12 protein-coding genes are annotated in these 13,906 nt (G+C 54.2%); 7 read left to right on the top strand and 5 right to left on the bottom strand.

What is annotated here, in order from left to right; genetic code table 11:
* Positions 1 to 39 precede the first annotated feature (39 nt).
* From yidC to rpmH, 4 genes are read right to left on the bottom strand one after another with little or no spacing between them, the layout of a single operon-like run.
* Positions 40 to 1,683, bottom strand: coding sequence for a membrane protein insertase YidC (gene yidC, locus BH712_RS14585; protein WP_006808763.1), 1,644 nt, complete (start codon positions 1,681 to 1,683; stop codon positions 40 to 42).
* A gap of 2 nt (positions 1,684 to 1,685) precedes the next feature.
* Complete coding sequence (gene yidD / locus BH712_RS14580) at positions 1,686 to 1,943, bottom strand: membrane protein insertion efficiency factor YidD (protein WP_001307474.1); 258 nt, start codon at positions 1,941 to 1,943, stop codon at positions 1,686 to 1,688.
* Positions 1,907 to 2,266 (bottom strand): ribonuclease P protein component, encoded by a 360-nt coding sequence (rnpA, locus tag BH712_RS14575; RefSeq protein WP_006808764.1) that lies wholly within the window; start codon positions 2,264 to 2,266, stop codon positions 1,907 to 1,909. Before rnpA ends, yidD begins: the two co-directional genes overlap by 37 nt.
* 16 nt (positions 2,267 to 2,282) lie before the next feature.
* Positions 2,283 to 2,423, bottom strand: a complete 141-nt coding sequence (rpmH, locus tag BH712_RS14570; protein WP_000831330.1) for a 50S ribosomal protein L34 — start codon at positions 2,421 to 2,423, stop codon at positions 2,283 to 2,285.
* 637 nt (positions 2,424 to 3,060) lie between these two features.
* Here rpmH and dnaA point away from each other — a divergent pair.
* The 5 genes from dnaA to BH712_RS14540 all read left to right on the top strand — a co-directional run bounded on the left by dnaA (position 3,061) and on the right by BH712_RS14540 (position 9,911).
* The gene (dnaA, locus tag BH712_RS14560; RefSeq protein ID WP_003861124.1) at positions 3,061 to 4,455 is read left to right on the top strand and encodes a chromosomal replication initiator protein DnaA; all 1,395 of its coding nucleotides are present in this window, start codon (positions 3,061 to 3,063) and stop codon (positions 4,453 to 4,455) included.
* 4 nt (positions 4,456 to 4,459) lie between these two features.
* Positions 4,460 to 5,560 (top strand): DNA polymerase III subunit beta, encoded by a 1,101-nt coding sequence (gene dnaN / locus BH712_RS14555; RefSeq protein ID WP_003861122.1) that lies wholly within the window; start codon positions 4,460 to 4,462, stop codon positions 5,558 to 5,560.
* Positions 5,560 to 6,633 (top strand): DNA replication/repair protein RecF, encoded by a 1,074-nt coding sequence (gene recF, locus BH712_RS14550; RefSeq protein ID WP_000060091.1) that lies wholly within the window; start codon positions 5,560 to 5,562, stop codon positions 6,631 to 6,633. The genes dnaN and recF overlap by 1 nt, the downstream gene beginning before the upstream one ends.
* A gap of 28 nt (positions 6,634 to 6,661) precedes the next feature.
* Positions 6,662 to 9,073 carry a DNA topoisomerase (ATP-hydrolyzing) subunit B gene (gyrB, locus tag BH712_RS14545; RefSeq protein ID WP_006808766.1) on the top strand — a complete coding sequence of 804 codons (2,412 nt, stop codon included), beginning with the start codon at positions 6,662 to 6,664 and terminating at the stop codon, positions 9,071 to 9,073.
* An 88-nt stretch (positions 9,074 to 9,161) separates the two neighbouring features.
* Entirely contained in the window at positions 9,162 to 9,911 is a 750-nt protein-coding gene (locus BH712_RS14540) for a FadR/GntR family transcriptional regulator (protein ID WP_006808767.1), read from the top strand.
* Between the two features lie 41 nt (positions 9,912 to 9,952).
* Here BH712_RS14540 and BH712_RS14535 read toward each other — a convergent pair whose 3' ends face one another.
* A complete protein-coding gene (locus BH712_RS14535) occupies positions 9,953 to 11,041 on the bottom strand; it encodes a mandelate racemase/muconate lactonizing enzyme family protein (RefSeq protein ID WP_032673712.1) in 1,089 nt (362 codons plus the stop codon).
* 405 nt (positions 11,042 to 11,446) lie between these two features.
* On the opposite strand from BH712_RS14535, the gene BH712_RS14530 reads away from it, so the two are divergent.
* A complete protein-coding gene (locus BH712_RS14530; RefSeq protein WP_006808770.1) occupies positions 11,447 to 12,886 on the top strand; it encodes a mannitol dehydrogenase family protein in 1,440 nt (479 codons plus the stop codon).
* Entirely contained in the window at positions 12,883 to 13,899 is a 1,017-nt protein-coding gene (locus BH712_RS14525; RefSeq protein WP_006808771.1) for a zinc-binding alcohol dehydrogenase family protein, read from the top strand. Before BH712_RS14530 ends, BH712_RS14525 begins: the two co-directional genes overlap by 4 nt.
* Positions 13,900 to 13,906: the final 7 nt, after the last annotated feature.

Raw genomic sequence — 13,906 nt, 5'->3', positions numbered from 1 at the left:
GTCAATCGACCGCCCTTATTTTAGCGTTAAGTTACCGAATCAGGACTTTTTCTTTTCGCGGCTATGCAGGCCACGTTTTTCCAGACCACGGTAAATCAGCTGCTGCTGGATGATGGTCACCAGGTTGCTGACGATATAGTACAGCACCAGACCTGACGGGAACCACAGGAAGAACACGGTGAAGATGACCGGCATAAAGGTCATGATCTTCTGCTGCATCGGGTCGGTCACGGTGGTCGGAGACATCTTCTGGATGAAGAACATCGTCACGCCCATCAGGATCGGCAGGATGTAGTACGGGTCCTGTGCGGACAGGTCATGGATCCACAGGGCGAAAGGCGCGTGGCGCAGCTCAACGGAACCCATCAGCATGTAGTACAGCGCAAGGAAGATTGGCATCTGAATCAGCAGCGGGAAGCAACCACCCAGTGGGTTCACTTTCTCTGCTTTATACAGGGCCATCATCTCCTGGCTCTGACGCTGTTTGTCATCGCCCAGACGCTCACGCATAGCCTGAATCTTCGGCTGTAGCATACGCATCTTCGCCATGGAGGTGTACTGCGCTTTAGTCAGCGGGTACATGATGCCACGAACGATAAAGGTGATAACGATGATGGAGAAGCCCCAGTTACCCAGGAAGCTGTGGATGAACTTCAGCAGCTTAAACAGCGGCTGGGAGATGAACCACAACCAACCGTAATCAACGGTCAGATCCAGGTGCGGTGCAACGGCAGCCATTTTGTCCTGGATTTCCGGGCCGACCCACAGGGTGCTTGCCAGTTTACCGGTTTGACCCGGCTGCACCAGAACTGGCTGAGATTTGTAGCCGATGGCTGCAATACCGTTGCCGAGGTTCGCGGTGTAGAAGTTATTCGTACCGTCGTTATTCGGTACCCACGCCGTCGCGAAATACTGTTGCAGCATTGCGACCCAACCGCCTTTAGAGCTGACGTTCAGGTTTTCGTTATCGGCAATGGTGTCGAATTTGTATTTCTCGTACTTGGTATCTGGCGTGGAGTATGCCGCGCCACGGAAGGTATGCAGCGCAAAGTTGCTGCTTCCGGTGTCACGGTGAGACGGCAGATTGATGGACTGCTTCAGCTGACCAAAGGTAGAGATTTCCAGTGGTTTCGCACCGGCGTTCTGTACGCTGTAGCCCACGTTCACCGCATACTCACCGCGTTTCAGGGTGAAGGTTTTGGTGAAGGTGTTGCCTGCCGCGTCGGTGTAGGTCATCGGGATAACCAGTTCGTTCTGGCCATCAGCCATTACAAACGTGTCATTCTCGACGTTATACAGTGGACGCGCACCGTTAGCCGGGTTGTCCGGGCCATCACGACCGGTCAGGCCGCTCTGCGCCTGGTAGATAAATTCAGGCGTGGTTTCCAGTAACTGGAACGGTTCGGTAGACTTCAGCTCTTTCGGGTAGGTCAACAGCAGCGCCTGCTCAACATCACCACCACGGGTGTTGATAGTCAGCTCAAGCACATCGGTCTTAACCGTAATCTGTTTCCCCTGGCCACTGGCCGGTACGCCCTGGTCGGCGGCGCTACCCGCTGCGGTGGTCGTGGTCTGCGTGGTCTGCTGCTGGGGTTGAGGATTTTTATCCTGCTCCCATGCCTGCCAGATCATGAAAGACACGAACAACAAAGCGATGATAAGAAGATTGCGTTGCGAATCCATCGTTAGTGTTCTCTGGTATCAAAAGGTCCTGGAGGGACGGGGTCGTCTCCACCTGGGTGTAAAGGGTGGCATTTTAATACGCGTTTCACCGTCAACCAACTGCCTTTTATCACTCCAAACCTGCGCAATGCCTCAATTCCGTAGCTTGAGCATGTTGGCGTGAAACGGCAGTGTGGCCCGAGTAGCGGACTAATCAGGCGTTGATAGACCCGAATGAGGGCTATCAGGACCCGCGAGCCAGGCGACAGTGGCGGCGCCATAATTTTTCCAACGCTTCCGAGAGAGCACGGTTATCGAGGTCGGCAACCCCTTTTTTAGCCACCACCACGAAATCCATAGAAGGCAGTTCGTGCTGACGTAAACGGAAGCTTTCACGCGTCAGACGTTTAATCCGGTTGCGTTCATGCGCACGCTTAACGTTTTTCTTGGCGACTGTGAGACCGATGCGGGGATGCCCCAGCGAATTTTGGCGGCCGAGGATGGTGATTTGCGGCGTGCCAGCCCGTAGAGGCTGCTGGAAGACGAAAGTGAAATGAGTGGGAGTTAACAAACGTAACTCCCTGGGAAATGCGAGCTTAACCACTCAGGGGTTAGCTTTATTACTTGGAAACGGTCAGACGAGCGCGGCCTTTAGCACGACGACGTGCCAGAACCTGACGACCATTTTTAGTAGCCATACGAGCACGGAAGCCGTGAGAACGGTTGCGCTTCAGTACAGACGGTTGAAAAGTGCGTTTCATGGCGATTTCTACCTAAACTTGAAAAAATTCATGACTTTTGCGGATGCCCGACCGAGTTTCGAATGACGGACGCCGAAGCCGTGGGTGATTAAAGAGGCCGGATTGTAATAATTGTACACTCCGGAGTCAATTCTCTTTCCTTATTTCCCGCGTATTTCCGCACGATTTCGCGTGGAAAATGAGCAGCGGACGACGCAGGAAGAAGAGCATCACGCGCCGGGGCGAGGATTATACGGCCTCGCCAACAAAGCGCAAGGATCGTCCCGGATCTTCGTTAGATCATTTAAGCCAAAAATTGTCTGTCCTCATTAAATTTTCCAATATGCGGCCTAAATCGCGGGGCACTCGCGTCAGGATCGTTTACACTTACCCGATTCCGGATCTTCCTGTGGATAAATCGGGAAGAATCTGTGAGAAACAGAAGATCTCTGGCTCAGTTTAGGCTATGATCCGCGGTCCCGATCGGGATCCAGCGATCCTGGTCGGGCATAAACACAACGTCGTTCAGGTTGTATCAACGATAGCGTGTATAACCGCAGATAGCGGTTCGCACATCACCCTGATGGGGTCATGTCGATGTGCGCCAACAATCATGAATATTCAATAGTTTTCTTTTATTGTTCGAGTGGAGTCCGCCGTGTCACTTTCGCTTTGGCAGCAGTGTCTTGCCCGATTGCAGGATGAGTTACCAGCCACAGAATTCAGTATGTGGATCCGCCCGTTGCAGGCGGAACTGAGCGATAACACGCTGGCTTTGTATGCGCCAAACCGTTTCGTGCTCGATTGGGTAAGGGATAAATACCTTAATAACATCAATGGACTGCTGAACGATTTCTGCGGGTCAGATGCCCCACAGCTGCGTTTTGAAGTGGGCACAAAGCCGGTCACCCAAACCGTTCGTGAAGTTGTCAATGTGGCAGCCCCTGCACAGGCGGCGCCCGCACCTGCGCCTCGCGTTGCACCGGCTCGTCAGGGCTGGGATAACGTCCCTGCACCCGCAGAGCCAACCTACCGCTCTAACGTTAACGTGAAACACACGTTCGATAACTTCGTTGAAGGTAAATCGAACCAGCTGGCGCGCGCGGCGGCTCGCCAGGTTGCCGATAACCCCGGTGGTGCTTACAACCCGCTGTTCCTCTATGGCGGCACGGGTCTGGGTAAAACGCACCTGTTACACGCGGTGGGTAACGGCATCATGGCGCGTAAGCCCAATGCCAAAGTGGTGTATATGCACTCCGAACGCTTCGTTCAGGACATGGTAAAAGCCCTGCAAAACAACGCGATCGAAGAGTTTAAACGCTACTACCGTTCCGTTGATGCGCTGCTGATCGATGACATTCAGTTCTTTGCCAATAAAGAACGATCTCAGGAAGAGTTTTTCCACACCTTCAACGCCCTGCTGGAAGGTAATCAGCAGATCATTTTGACCTCGGATCGTTATCCAAAAGAGATCAACGGCGTTGAAGATCGTCTGAAATCCCGCTTCGGCTGGGGCCTGACCGTGGCGATCGAGCCACCGGAGCTGGAAACCCGCGTCGCGATCCTGATGAAGAAAGCCGATGAGAACGACATTCGCCTGCCGGGTGAAGTGGCGTTCTTCATTGCCAAGCGCCTGCGTTCCAACGTGCGTGAGCTGGAAGGGGCGCTGAACCGCGTTATCGCCAATGCCAACTTCACCGGTCGTGCGATCACTATCGATTTTGTGCGTGAAGCGCTGCGCGATTTATTGGCTTTGCAGGAAAAACTGGTCACTATCGACAATATTCAAAAGACGGTGGCCGAGTACTACAAGATCAAAGTGGCAGATTTACTGTCTAAACGTCGTTCCCGCTCGGTGGCGCGTCCGCGTCAGATGGCGATGGCGCTGGCAAAAGAGCTAACTAACCACAGCCTGCCGGAAATCGGTGATGCGTTTGGTGGCCGTGACCATACGACCGTGCTGCACGCCTGTCGCAAGATTGAGCAGTTACGGGAAGAAAGCCACGACATAAAAGAAGATTTTTCCAATTTAATCAGAACATTATCATCGTGACGCTATGAAATTTACCGTTGAACGTGAACATTTATTAAAACCGCTGCAACAGGTGAGTGGCCCGTTAGGCGGCCGCCCAACGCTGCCTATTCTTGGAAACCTGCTGCTTCAGGTCGCGGACGGTACGCTGTCGCTGACCGGCACAGATCTGGAAATGGAAATGATCGCGCGCGTTACGCTGACTCAGCCGCACGACGCAGGCGCGACCACGGTTCCGGCACGTAAATTCTTTGATATCTGCCGTGGACTGCCGGAAGGCGCTGAAATCGCCGTGCAGCTGGAGGGCGACCGCATGCTGGTGCGCTCTGGCCGCAGTCGTTTCTCTCTTTCCACGCTGCCCGCTGCGGATTTCCCGAACCTGGACGACTGGCAGAGCGAAGTTGAATTTACCCTGCCGCAGGCGACGATGAAGCGTCTGATTGAGGCCACGCAGTTCTCCATGGCGCATCAGGACGTTCGTTACTACTTAAACGGCATGCTGTTCGAAACCGAAGGTGAAGAGCTGCGTACCGTGGCTACCGACGGTCACCGTCTGGCGGTCTGTTCCATGCCGATTGGCGATTCACTGCCAAACCATTCGGTGATCGTACCGCGTAAAGGGGTGATTGAGCTGATGCGTATGCTCGACGGCGGTGACACCCCGCTGCGCGTGCAGATCGGCAGCAACAATATTCGTGCCCACGTGGGTGATTTTGTCTTCACATCGAAGCTGGTTGACGGTCGTTTCCCGGATTATCGCCGCGTATTGCCGAAGAACCCGGACAAAACGCTGGAGGCGGGTTGCGATATCCTCAAGCAGGCATTTGCCCGCGCGGCTATTCTCTCTAACGAGAAATTCCGCGGTGTACGTCTGTACGTGAGTGAAAACCAGATCAAAATCACCGCCAACAACCCGGAGCAGGAAGAGGCAGAAGAGATTCTGGACGTCACCTACGCCGGGGCTGAGATGGAAATCGGCTTCAACGTCAGCTATGTGCTGGATGTGCTGAATGCACTGAAATGCGAGAACGTTCGCATCCTGCTGACCGACTCCGTTTCAAGCGTACAGATTGAAGATGCCGCATCACAGTCGGCTGCTTATGTTGTCATGCCAATGAGACTGTAATGTCGCTCACCCGTCTGTTGATCCGCGACTTTCGTAATATCGAAAGCGCGGATCTCGCTTTATCCCCTGGCTTTAATTTCCTGGTTGGCGCGAACGGCAGCGGCAAAACCAGCGTGCTGGAAGCCATCTATACGCTCGGCCATGGCCGGGCGTTTCGCAGTTTGCAGATTGGTCGCGTGATTCGCCACGAGCAGGAATCCTTTGTTCTGCACGGGCGTTTGCAGGGCGCAGAGCGGGAAACCGCCATCGGCCTGACCAAAGACAAGCAGGGCGACAGCAAGGTGCGCATCGACGGCACTGACGGCCACAAGGTGGCGGAGCTGGCGCTGCTGATGCCGATGCAGCTGATTACGCCCGAGGGGTTTACTTTACTCAACGGCGGCCCCAAATACAGAAGAGCGTTCCTCGACTGGGGATGCTTTCACAATGAAGCCGGTTTCTTTAACGCCTGGAGCAACCTGAAGCGTCTGCTTAAACAGCGTAACGCCGCATTGCGCCAGGTCACCCGTTACGCCCAGCTGCGTCCGTGGGACATGGAGTTAATCCCTCTCGCGGAACAGATCAGCCGCTGGCGTGCCGAATACAGCGCAGGTATCGCCGAAGACATGGCCGACACCTGCAAACAGTTTTTACCCGAGTTCTCTCTCACCTTCTCTTTCCAGCGTGGCTGGGAAAAAGAGACGGATTATGCCGAGGTGTTAGAGAGAAGCTTCGAGCGCGATCGCATGTTGACCTACACCGCGCACGGCCCGCACAAGGCGGATTTCCGCATTCGTGCCGACGGTGCGCCGGTAGAAGACACGCTGTCGCGTGGGCAGCTCAAGCTCCTGATGTGCGCGCTGCGCCTGGCGCAGGGGGAGTTCCTCACTCGCGAGAGCGGGCGACGCTGCCTGTACCTGATAGATGATTTTGCCTCGGAACTTGACGACGCGCGGCGCGGGCTGCTTGCCAGCCGCTTAAAAGCCACGCAGTCGCAGGTTTTCGTCAGCGCCATTAGCGCTGAACACGTTATAGACATGTCGGACGAAAATTCGAAGATGTTTACCGTGGAAAAGGGTAAAATAACGGATTAACCCAAGTTGAAATGAGCGAGAAACGTTGATGTCGAATTCTTATGACTCCTCCAGTATCAAAGTCCTGAAAGGGCTGGATGCGGTGCGTAAGCGCCCGGGTATGTATATCGGCGACACGGATGACGGCACCGGTCTGCACCACATGGTATTCGAGGTGGTAGATAACGCTATCGACGAAGCGCTCGCGGGTCACTGTAAAGACATCGTGGTCACCATTCATGCGGACAACTCCGTCTCCGTTACCGATGATGGCCGTGGCATCCCAACCGGTATTCACCCGGAAGAGGGCGTCTCTGCTGCGGAAGTGATCATGACCGTCCTGCACGCAGGCGGTAAGTTCGATGATAACTCCTATAAAGTTTCCGGCGGTCTGCACGGCGTAGGCGTATCCGTAGTAAACGCCCTGTCGCAGAAGCTGGAGCTGGTTATCCAGCGCGAAGGCAAAATTCACCGTCAGATCTACCAGCACGGTGTGCCTGACGCCCCGCTGGCCGTTACGGGTGATACCGACAAAACCGGTACCATGGTGCGTTTCTGGCCGAGCCTTGAAACCTTCACCAACGTCACCGAATTCGAGTACGACATTCTGGCGAAACGCCTGCGTGAACTGTCGTTCCTGAACTCCGGCGTGTCGATTCGTCTGCGCGACAAACGCGACAACAAAGAAGACCACTTCCACTACGAAGGCGGTATCAAGGCGTTCGTTGAGTATCTGAACAAGAACAAAACGCCAATTCACCCGAATATTTTCTACTTCTCCACCGAAAAAGACGGTATCGGCGTGGAAGTGGCCTTGCAGTGGAACGACGGTTTCCAGGAAAACATCTACTGCTTCACCAACAACATTCCGCAGCGCGACGGCGGTACTCACCTTGCGGGCTTCCGTGCGGCGATGACCCGTACCCTGAACGCCTACATGGACAAAGAAGGCTACAGCAAAAAAGCGAAAGTCAGCGCCACCGGTGACGATGCCCGTGAAGGCCTGATTGCCGTGGTCTCCGTGAAGGTGCCGGATCCGAAGTTCTCCTCACAGACCAAAGACAAGCTGGTCTCTTCTGAGGTGAAATCGGCGGTTGAGCAGCAGATGAACGAACTGCTGAGCGAATATCTGCTGGAAAACCCGTCCGACGCGAAAATCGTTGTCGGTAAAATTATCGATGCGGCGCGTGCCCGTGAAGCGGCGCGTAAAGCCCGTGAAATGACCCGTCGTAAAGGCGCGCTGGACCTTGCTGGTCTGCCGGGCAAACTGGCTGACTGTCAGGAACGCGACCCGGCGCTGTCTGAACTGTACCTTGTGGAAGGGGACTCCGCGGGCGGTTCTGCGAAGCAGGGCCGTAACCGCAAGAACCAGGCGATTCTGCCGCTGAAGGGTAAAATCCTTAACGTTGAGAAAGCGCGCTTCGACAAGATGCTCTCTTCTCAGGAAGTGGCGACGCTCATCACCGCGCTCGGCTGCGGCATTGGTCGCGACGAGTACAACCCGGACAAACTGCGCTATCACAGCATCATCATCATGACCGATGCGGACGTCGACGGCTCGCACATTCGTACGCTGCTGTTGACCTTCTTCTATCGTCAGATGCCGGAAATCGTTGAGCGCGGCCACGTCTACATTGCCCAGCCGCCGCTGTATAAAGTGAAGAAAGGCAAGCAGGAACAGTACATTAAAGATGACGACGCGATGGATCAGTACCAAATCGCGATCGCCCTTGACGGTGCGACCCTGCACGCAAACTCCAGCGCACCAGCGCTGGCCGGTGAGCCGCTGGAGCGTCTGGTCTCCGAGTTCAACGCCACGCAGAAAATGATTGGCCGTATGGAGCGTCGCTATCCGAAAGCGCTGCTGAAAGAGCTGATTTACCAGCCGACCCTGACCGAAGCCGATCTGAGCAACGAGCAGACCGTCACCCGCTGGGTGAACACCCTGGTGAGCGAGCTGAACGAGAAAGAGCAGCATGGCAGCCAGTGGAAATTCGACGTCCAGCAGAACGCTGAGCAGCAGTTCGAACCGATCGTCCGCGTGCGTACCCACGGCGTCGATACCGACTACCCGCTGGAGCACGAATTTGTGACCGGTCCGGAATACCGCCGTATCTGCACCCTCGGCGAGAAGCTGCGCGGTCTGATCGAAGACGATGCGTTTATCGAACGTGGCGAACGTCGTCAGCCGGTAGCCAGCTTCGAACAGGCGCTGGAGTGGCTGGTGAAAGAGTCCCGTCGTGGTCTCTCTATTCAGCGTTATAAAGGTCTGGGCGAAATGAACCCGGATCAGCTGTGGGAAACCACCATGGATCCGGAAAGCCGTCGCATGCTGCGCGTCACCGTGAAAGACGCAATCGCAGCGGATCAGCTGTTCACGACCCTGATGGGTGATGCGGTTGAACCACGTCGCGCCTTCATCGAAGAGAACGCCCTGAAAGCGGCGAATATCGATATTTAAGCACCCCGCTTCGCGCCTTCTCAGCGTTTGAGGAGGCGCAGGCGAATCGCTTTACAGGTTGAACTCACAGCTTTTTACAGGCGTAAGCATGGAACAGGCGATCACAAAACGACGCTATTACGATATCGGGCTTCAAATAGAAGAGTTGCTCTATTCCGGCGTGTTCAAAGCGGGAGAGCGTCTTCCTTCGGAAAGGGAGCTTGGCGAGCGTTTTAATACCAGTCGGACAACGATTCGCGAAGCGATCATCATGCTTGAGCTGAAAGGCGTGGTGGAAGTTCGCCAGGGCGCGGGGATCTATTTCATCGACAGCCCTGAAAAACTCAACCAGAAGTCGCTGTTGCCTTATTCCGATATCGGTCCCTTTGAGTTACTCCAGGCCCGTCAGGTGATCGAAAGCAATATCACCGGGTTTGCCGCCACGCAAATCAGGCTCAATGAGCTGCGTGAGCTGAAGAAGATCATTACGCAGCAAGAAAAGATGATTGATGGCAACAGCGACAAGTTCGAAGAGCTTGATCGTCAGTTCCACAACATTATTGCGGAAGCGACCCAGAACAGGGTGCTGATGAAACAATCCGCCGAACTGTGGCGTGCCGTGCGCACGGAGAACCCGCGCTGGAAGCGCCTCAACTACAAATATCTGCATAAAAAAGAGCTGCGGATGCAGTGGGTGGACGATCACCGCAGCATCTTCCTCGCCCTTCAGAAACGTAACGCAGAGCAAGCCAGACAAGCCGCCTGGGACCATCTGGAACACAGTAAAAACGAGCTGGTGAAAATCTTCCAGCAGGATGATTCGCTCGACGATTTTGACGATTTTTTCTTTGCCACCTGACCGTGTTGCGGGTCCGTCAGCAAACAGACCCGCAAAATGTCTCAGACCTCGAACGGGGTCAGCTTATCCCAGTCGAATTCAACACCCGTACCGCAGGTATCCGGCGCAACGGCCCGATAATTTTCGACCACCAGCGGACGGCGGGTATAGCGATCGATAGGGAAGCTGTGAACTTCCAGCCAGCCGGTGTCAAAGGCGGAAACCAGGCTGACGTGCAGCTCCTGCATCCCATGTGAACAGACCGGCAAACCATAGCGGGTCGACAGCTGGGCGGCTCTCAGCCAACCGGTGATCCCCCCGCAGTTAGAGGCGTCCGGCTGAATAAAGCCCAGTTTTGCGCGATCCAGCGCATAGCCAAACTCATGAATGGTATGCAGGTTTTCGCCCATCGCCAGCGGGATGGTGGTATTTTCCGCGATGGTGGCGTAACCATCGTAATCATCTGGGATGGTCGGCTCTTCAAACCAGGTGATATCGCATGACTCGACGGCCTTCGATAGCGCAATCGCCTGATCCACGGTCAGAGAGTAGTTGGCGTCAATCATAAAGGTGATATCCGGCCCGATGAGCTGACGAACTGCTTTGATTCGCTCGATATCCTCCTGCGGGTTCTTCTGGCCAACCTTAATCTTCACGCCATTAAAGCCGCTTTCTAAATATCCCTTAATGCTGTTCAGAAGCTTTTCCAGCGGGAAGGCGAGATCGATACCGCCGCAGTAGGCTTTACAGCTCTTGTTTTTGCCGCCCGCCATTTTCCAGAGCGGAAGCTGCTCGCGTTTACCTTTCAAATCCCACAGGGCAATATCAATCGCCGATGTTGCAAAAGAAGCGATCCCGCCCCGGCCCACGTAATGAATATGCCACTCCATAAAGTCATAAATATCATCAATGGCCGCCGCATCCTTGCCTGCCAGTACGGGGGCCAGATCGTGATCGATCATTGCTTTAATCGCATAACCCCCTTTGCCGCCGGTATAGGTGTAGCCTGTGCCGGTCTCGCCATTTTCCAGGGTAATGGTGGTGGTAATCAGCTCGAAATGGCTGTGATCCCCATGTTTGGCATCGACTAACACTTCTGCCAGCGGCACTTTGAAGAGTCTGGTTTCAACGGTCTTAATAGCGGTATCCATCTTCATATCCTTTTCATGATCAGTCATTGCTGGAGTAGTCCTGCTGGTAAACCTTTTACGCCTTAATGGTTTACCAATTTTTCGTGTGTTTAGCGGTTTATTCGGTTTTGTTAGTGAGTTATTTATATTAAAAACAAATGGTTAATGAATTTGGTTGTCCTCTGATTGCAGAATGGTACACCGGTTTGCAGGTGTTTTCCCCTGCGACGGGTCACATTTTTGCACATGCATCGGTAACAAGAAAAACGATCATCAAATAACTTTTTGATTTTATTTGTTTTATAAACATTTATCTTCGAATGATCTTTTTTTACTGGATTATCTGTTCACCATTTGCGATCTTACTCACTGTTTTGGTAAACCAATTAAGCATAATTGGTCGACGTTAACTATCAGGGGATCGTAATGGAAAGCACGGCTTACTCCCGCCAGGATTTAGAAACTGCCATCGTACATATCGGTATTGGCGCATTTCACAGGGGGCACCAGGCGGTTTACACCGATTTAAGCAATGAAGCGGCAGGAACGCGGTGGGGCATTTTTGGCATTAATCTGTTCGGCAGCGCTGACGTCGTGGAAGCGTTAAATGCGCAACACGGTCTTTTTACCGTGGTCGAGCGATCGTCACACGCCACGTTGTGCCGTCAGGTACGTTCGTTGACCGGCGCGCTGCATACGCCACTGAGCGGTATCCAGGCCGCGATAGAAAAACTGATCGAACCGCAGGTAAAAATCGTCTCCTTAACGGTGACAGAGAAAGGCTACTGTACCGATCCGCAGTCTCGCCAGCTTGATCTGCTTAACCCGCTTATTTGTCACGACCTGGCCAACCCGCACGCGCCGCAGTCTGCAATCGGCCTGATCGTGGAGGCGCTACGCCTGCGTCGGCTCCACAATCTGCCCCCGTTTAGCGTCATGTCATGCGATAACATCCCGGAGAATGGCGCGCTGACGAAAGGTGCCGTTATTGCCTTCGCCGCGCAGCGGGATGTTGGGCTGGCCGACTGGATTGCGCAGAACGTCACCTTCCCTGGAACGATGGTGGACCGGATTGTTCCGGCAATGACGGAAGAGGCGTTTGCTCTGATCGAAGCGGAAACCGGCAAGGCCGATCCCGCGGGTGTGGTATGTGAAGATTTCCGTCAGTGGGTCATCGAAGATAATTTTGTCGCAGGGCGGCCTGAGTGGGACCGGGCTGGCGCCATGTTTGTCGCCGACGTTCTGCCCTATGAAGAGATGAAGCTGCGTATGTTGAACGGCAGTCACTCATTTCTGGCCTACTGCGGCACTCTGGCAGGCCATGAGTTCATTTACCAGTGCATGGACGATGCGGTTTTTAACGCTGCCGTGCGGTATCTGATGGTTGAAGAGCAGGCCAACTCCCTGAGTCCGCACCTGGATCTGGACGTTAACCAATACGCTAACTTGCTTATTGCGCGCTTTAGCAATCCGCATATCCGGCATAAAACCAGCCAAATCGCCATGGATGGTTCACAAAAACTGCCTCAACGGGCTATCGATCCCTGGCGCACGCTTCAGATGCGCGGGGTTAAGGGCACGGCCCTGACGGTTCTGGTCGCCGGCTGGCTCCACTTCGTTATCAGCGCCATTGGCAAGGGGGAGGCGGTTGCCGATCCGCTTAACGCTGAGTTTCATGCCTGCGTGACAGCGCAAAAAGAGGCATGGGCGAAAGCGCTCTCGCTGCTTCAGATAAAAAGCATTTTCGGTTCGCTCGCGAGCGACAATCCGCAATTTCTGCACGATGTGCGGCAGGCGTTCGAAGCGATTGAAACCCACGGCGTAAAAGCCGCTATTCAACATTTACTTTTGAAGGCTAACGTATGAAAACGCTCATTTGCCAGGCTCCCGGCAATATTGAATACATCGAAAGGGCGATGCCTGAATTACACGAGACCGAAGCGCTGTTAAAAATCAACGCGGTGGGCATTTGCGGTACGGATATCCATGCTTATGCGGGACGCCAGCCCTTCTTTTCTTATCCGCGCGTATTGGGACATGAAATTTGCGGCGTAGTGGAAGAGACAGGCCGCGCCTGCCAGCGTGTACAGAAAGGCCGCCGCTACAGCGTTATCCCCTGTATCCCATGCGGCGATTGCGCTGCCTGCCGGGAAGGAAAAACCAACTGCTGCGAAAACGTCTCGCTTTATGGCGTACATCAGGATGGCGGATTCAGTGAATATCTGGCCGTGCGGGAAGAAAATCTGGTGGAGCTGCCGCCCACGCTGAGCGACAACGCTGGCGCGCTGGTTGAGTGTTTTGCCATTGGCGCGCATGCGGTTCGCCGGGCAGATATCGCCCCGCAGCAAAATGTGCTGGTGGTTGGCGCAGGACCGATTGGGCTGGCGGCGGCCGCCATTGCTAAAGCGAAAGGGGGCCGCGTCGTGGTCGCCGATATCGACGCCGGAAGACGCCAGCAAATCGCCGATAAGGTTGGCGTACATACCGTCGATCCTGCGCAGGATAATTATGTTGAAACGGTGAAAGCCTGTTTTGACGGACAGTTAGCCTGTACGTTGCTGGATGCCACCGGCAATAAAGGCTCTATGACGCGGGCGGTGGATCTGATTCGTCACGGTGGAAAAATAGTCTTTATTGGACTTTATATTGGTGAACTGGCGATTGACGATCCCACTTTCCATAAAAAAGAGACCACGCTGTTGGCCAGTCGCAACGCAACGCGAGAAGATTTTGAATGCGTAATCGCCTTAATGGCGAACGGAACGCTTAATGAACATCTGATGGTCAATCAGGAATTTGATTTCTACAACATTGGCGATCGCTATCAGCAGGATGTCGTGGAAAATAAAAATCTGGTCAAAGGCGTCATTAAATTTTAAGGAAAAA

The organism is Enterobacter hormaechei ATCC 49162, from assembly GCF_001875655.1.
In the GTDB taxonomy this organism is placed as follows: Bacteria; Pseudomonadota; Gammaproteobacteria; order Enterobacterales; family Enterobacteriaceae; genus Enterobacter; species Enterobacter hormaechei.
The sequence above is the reverse complement of the archived record's forward strand: the minus strand, read 5'-3'. Positions and strand labels throughout refer to the sequence as shown.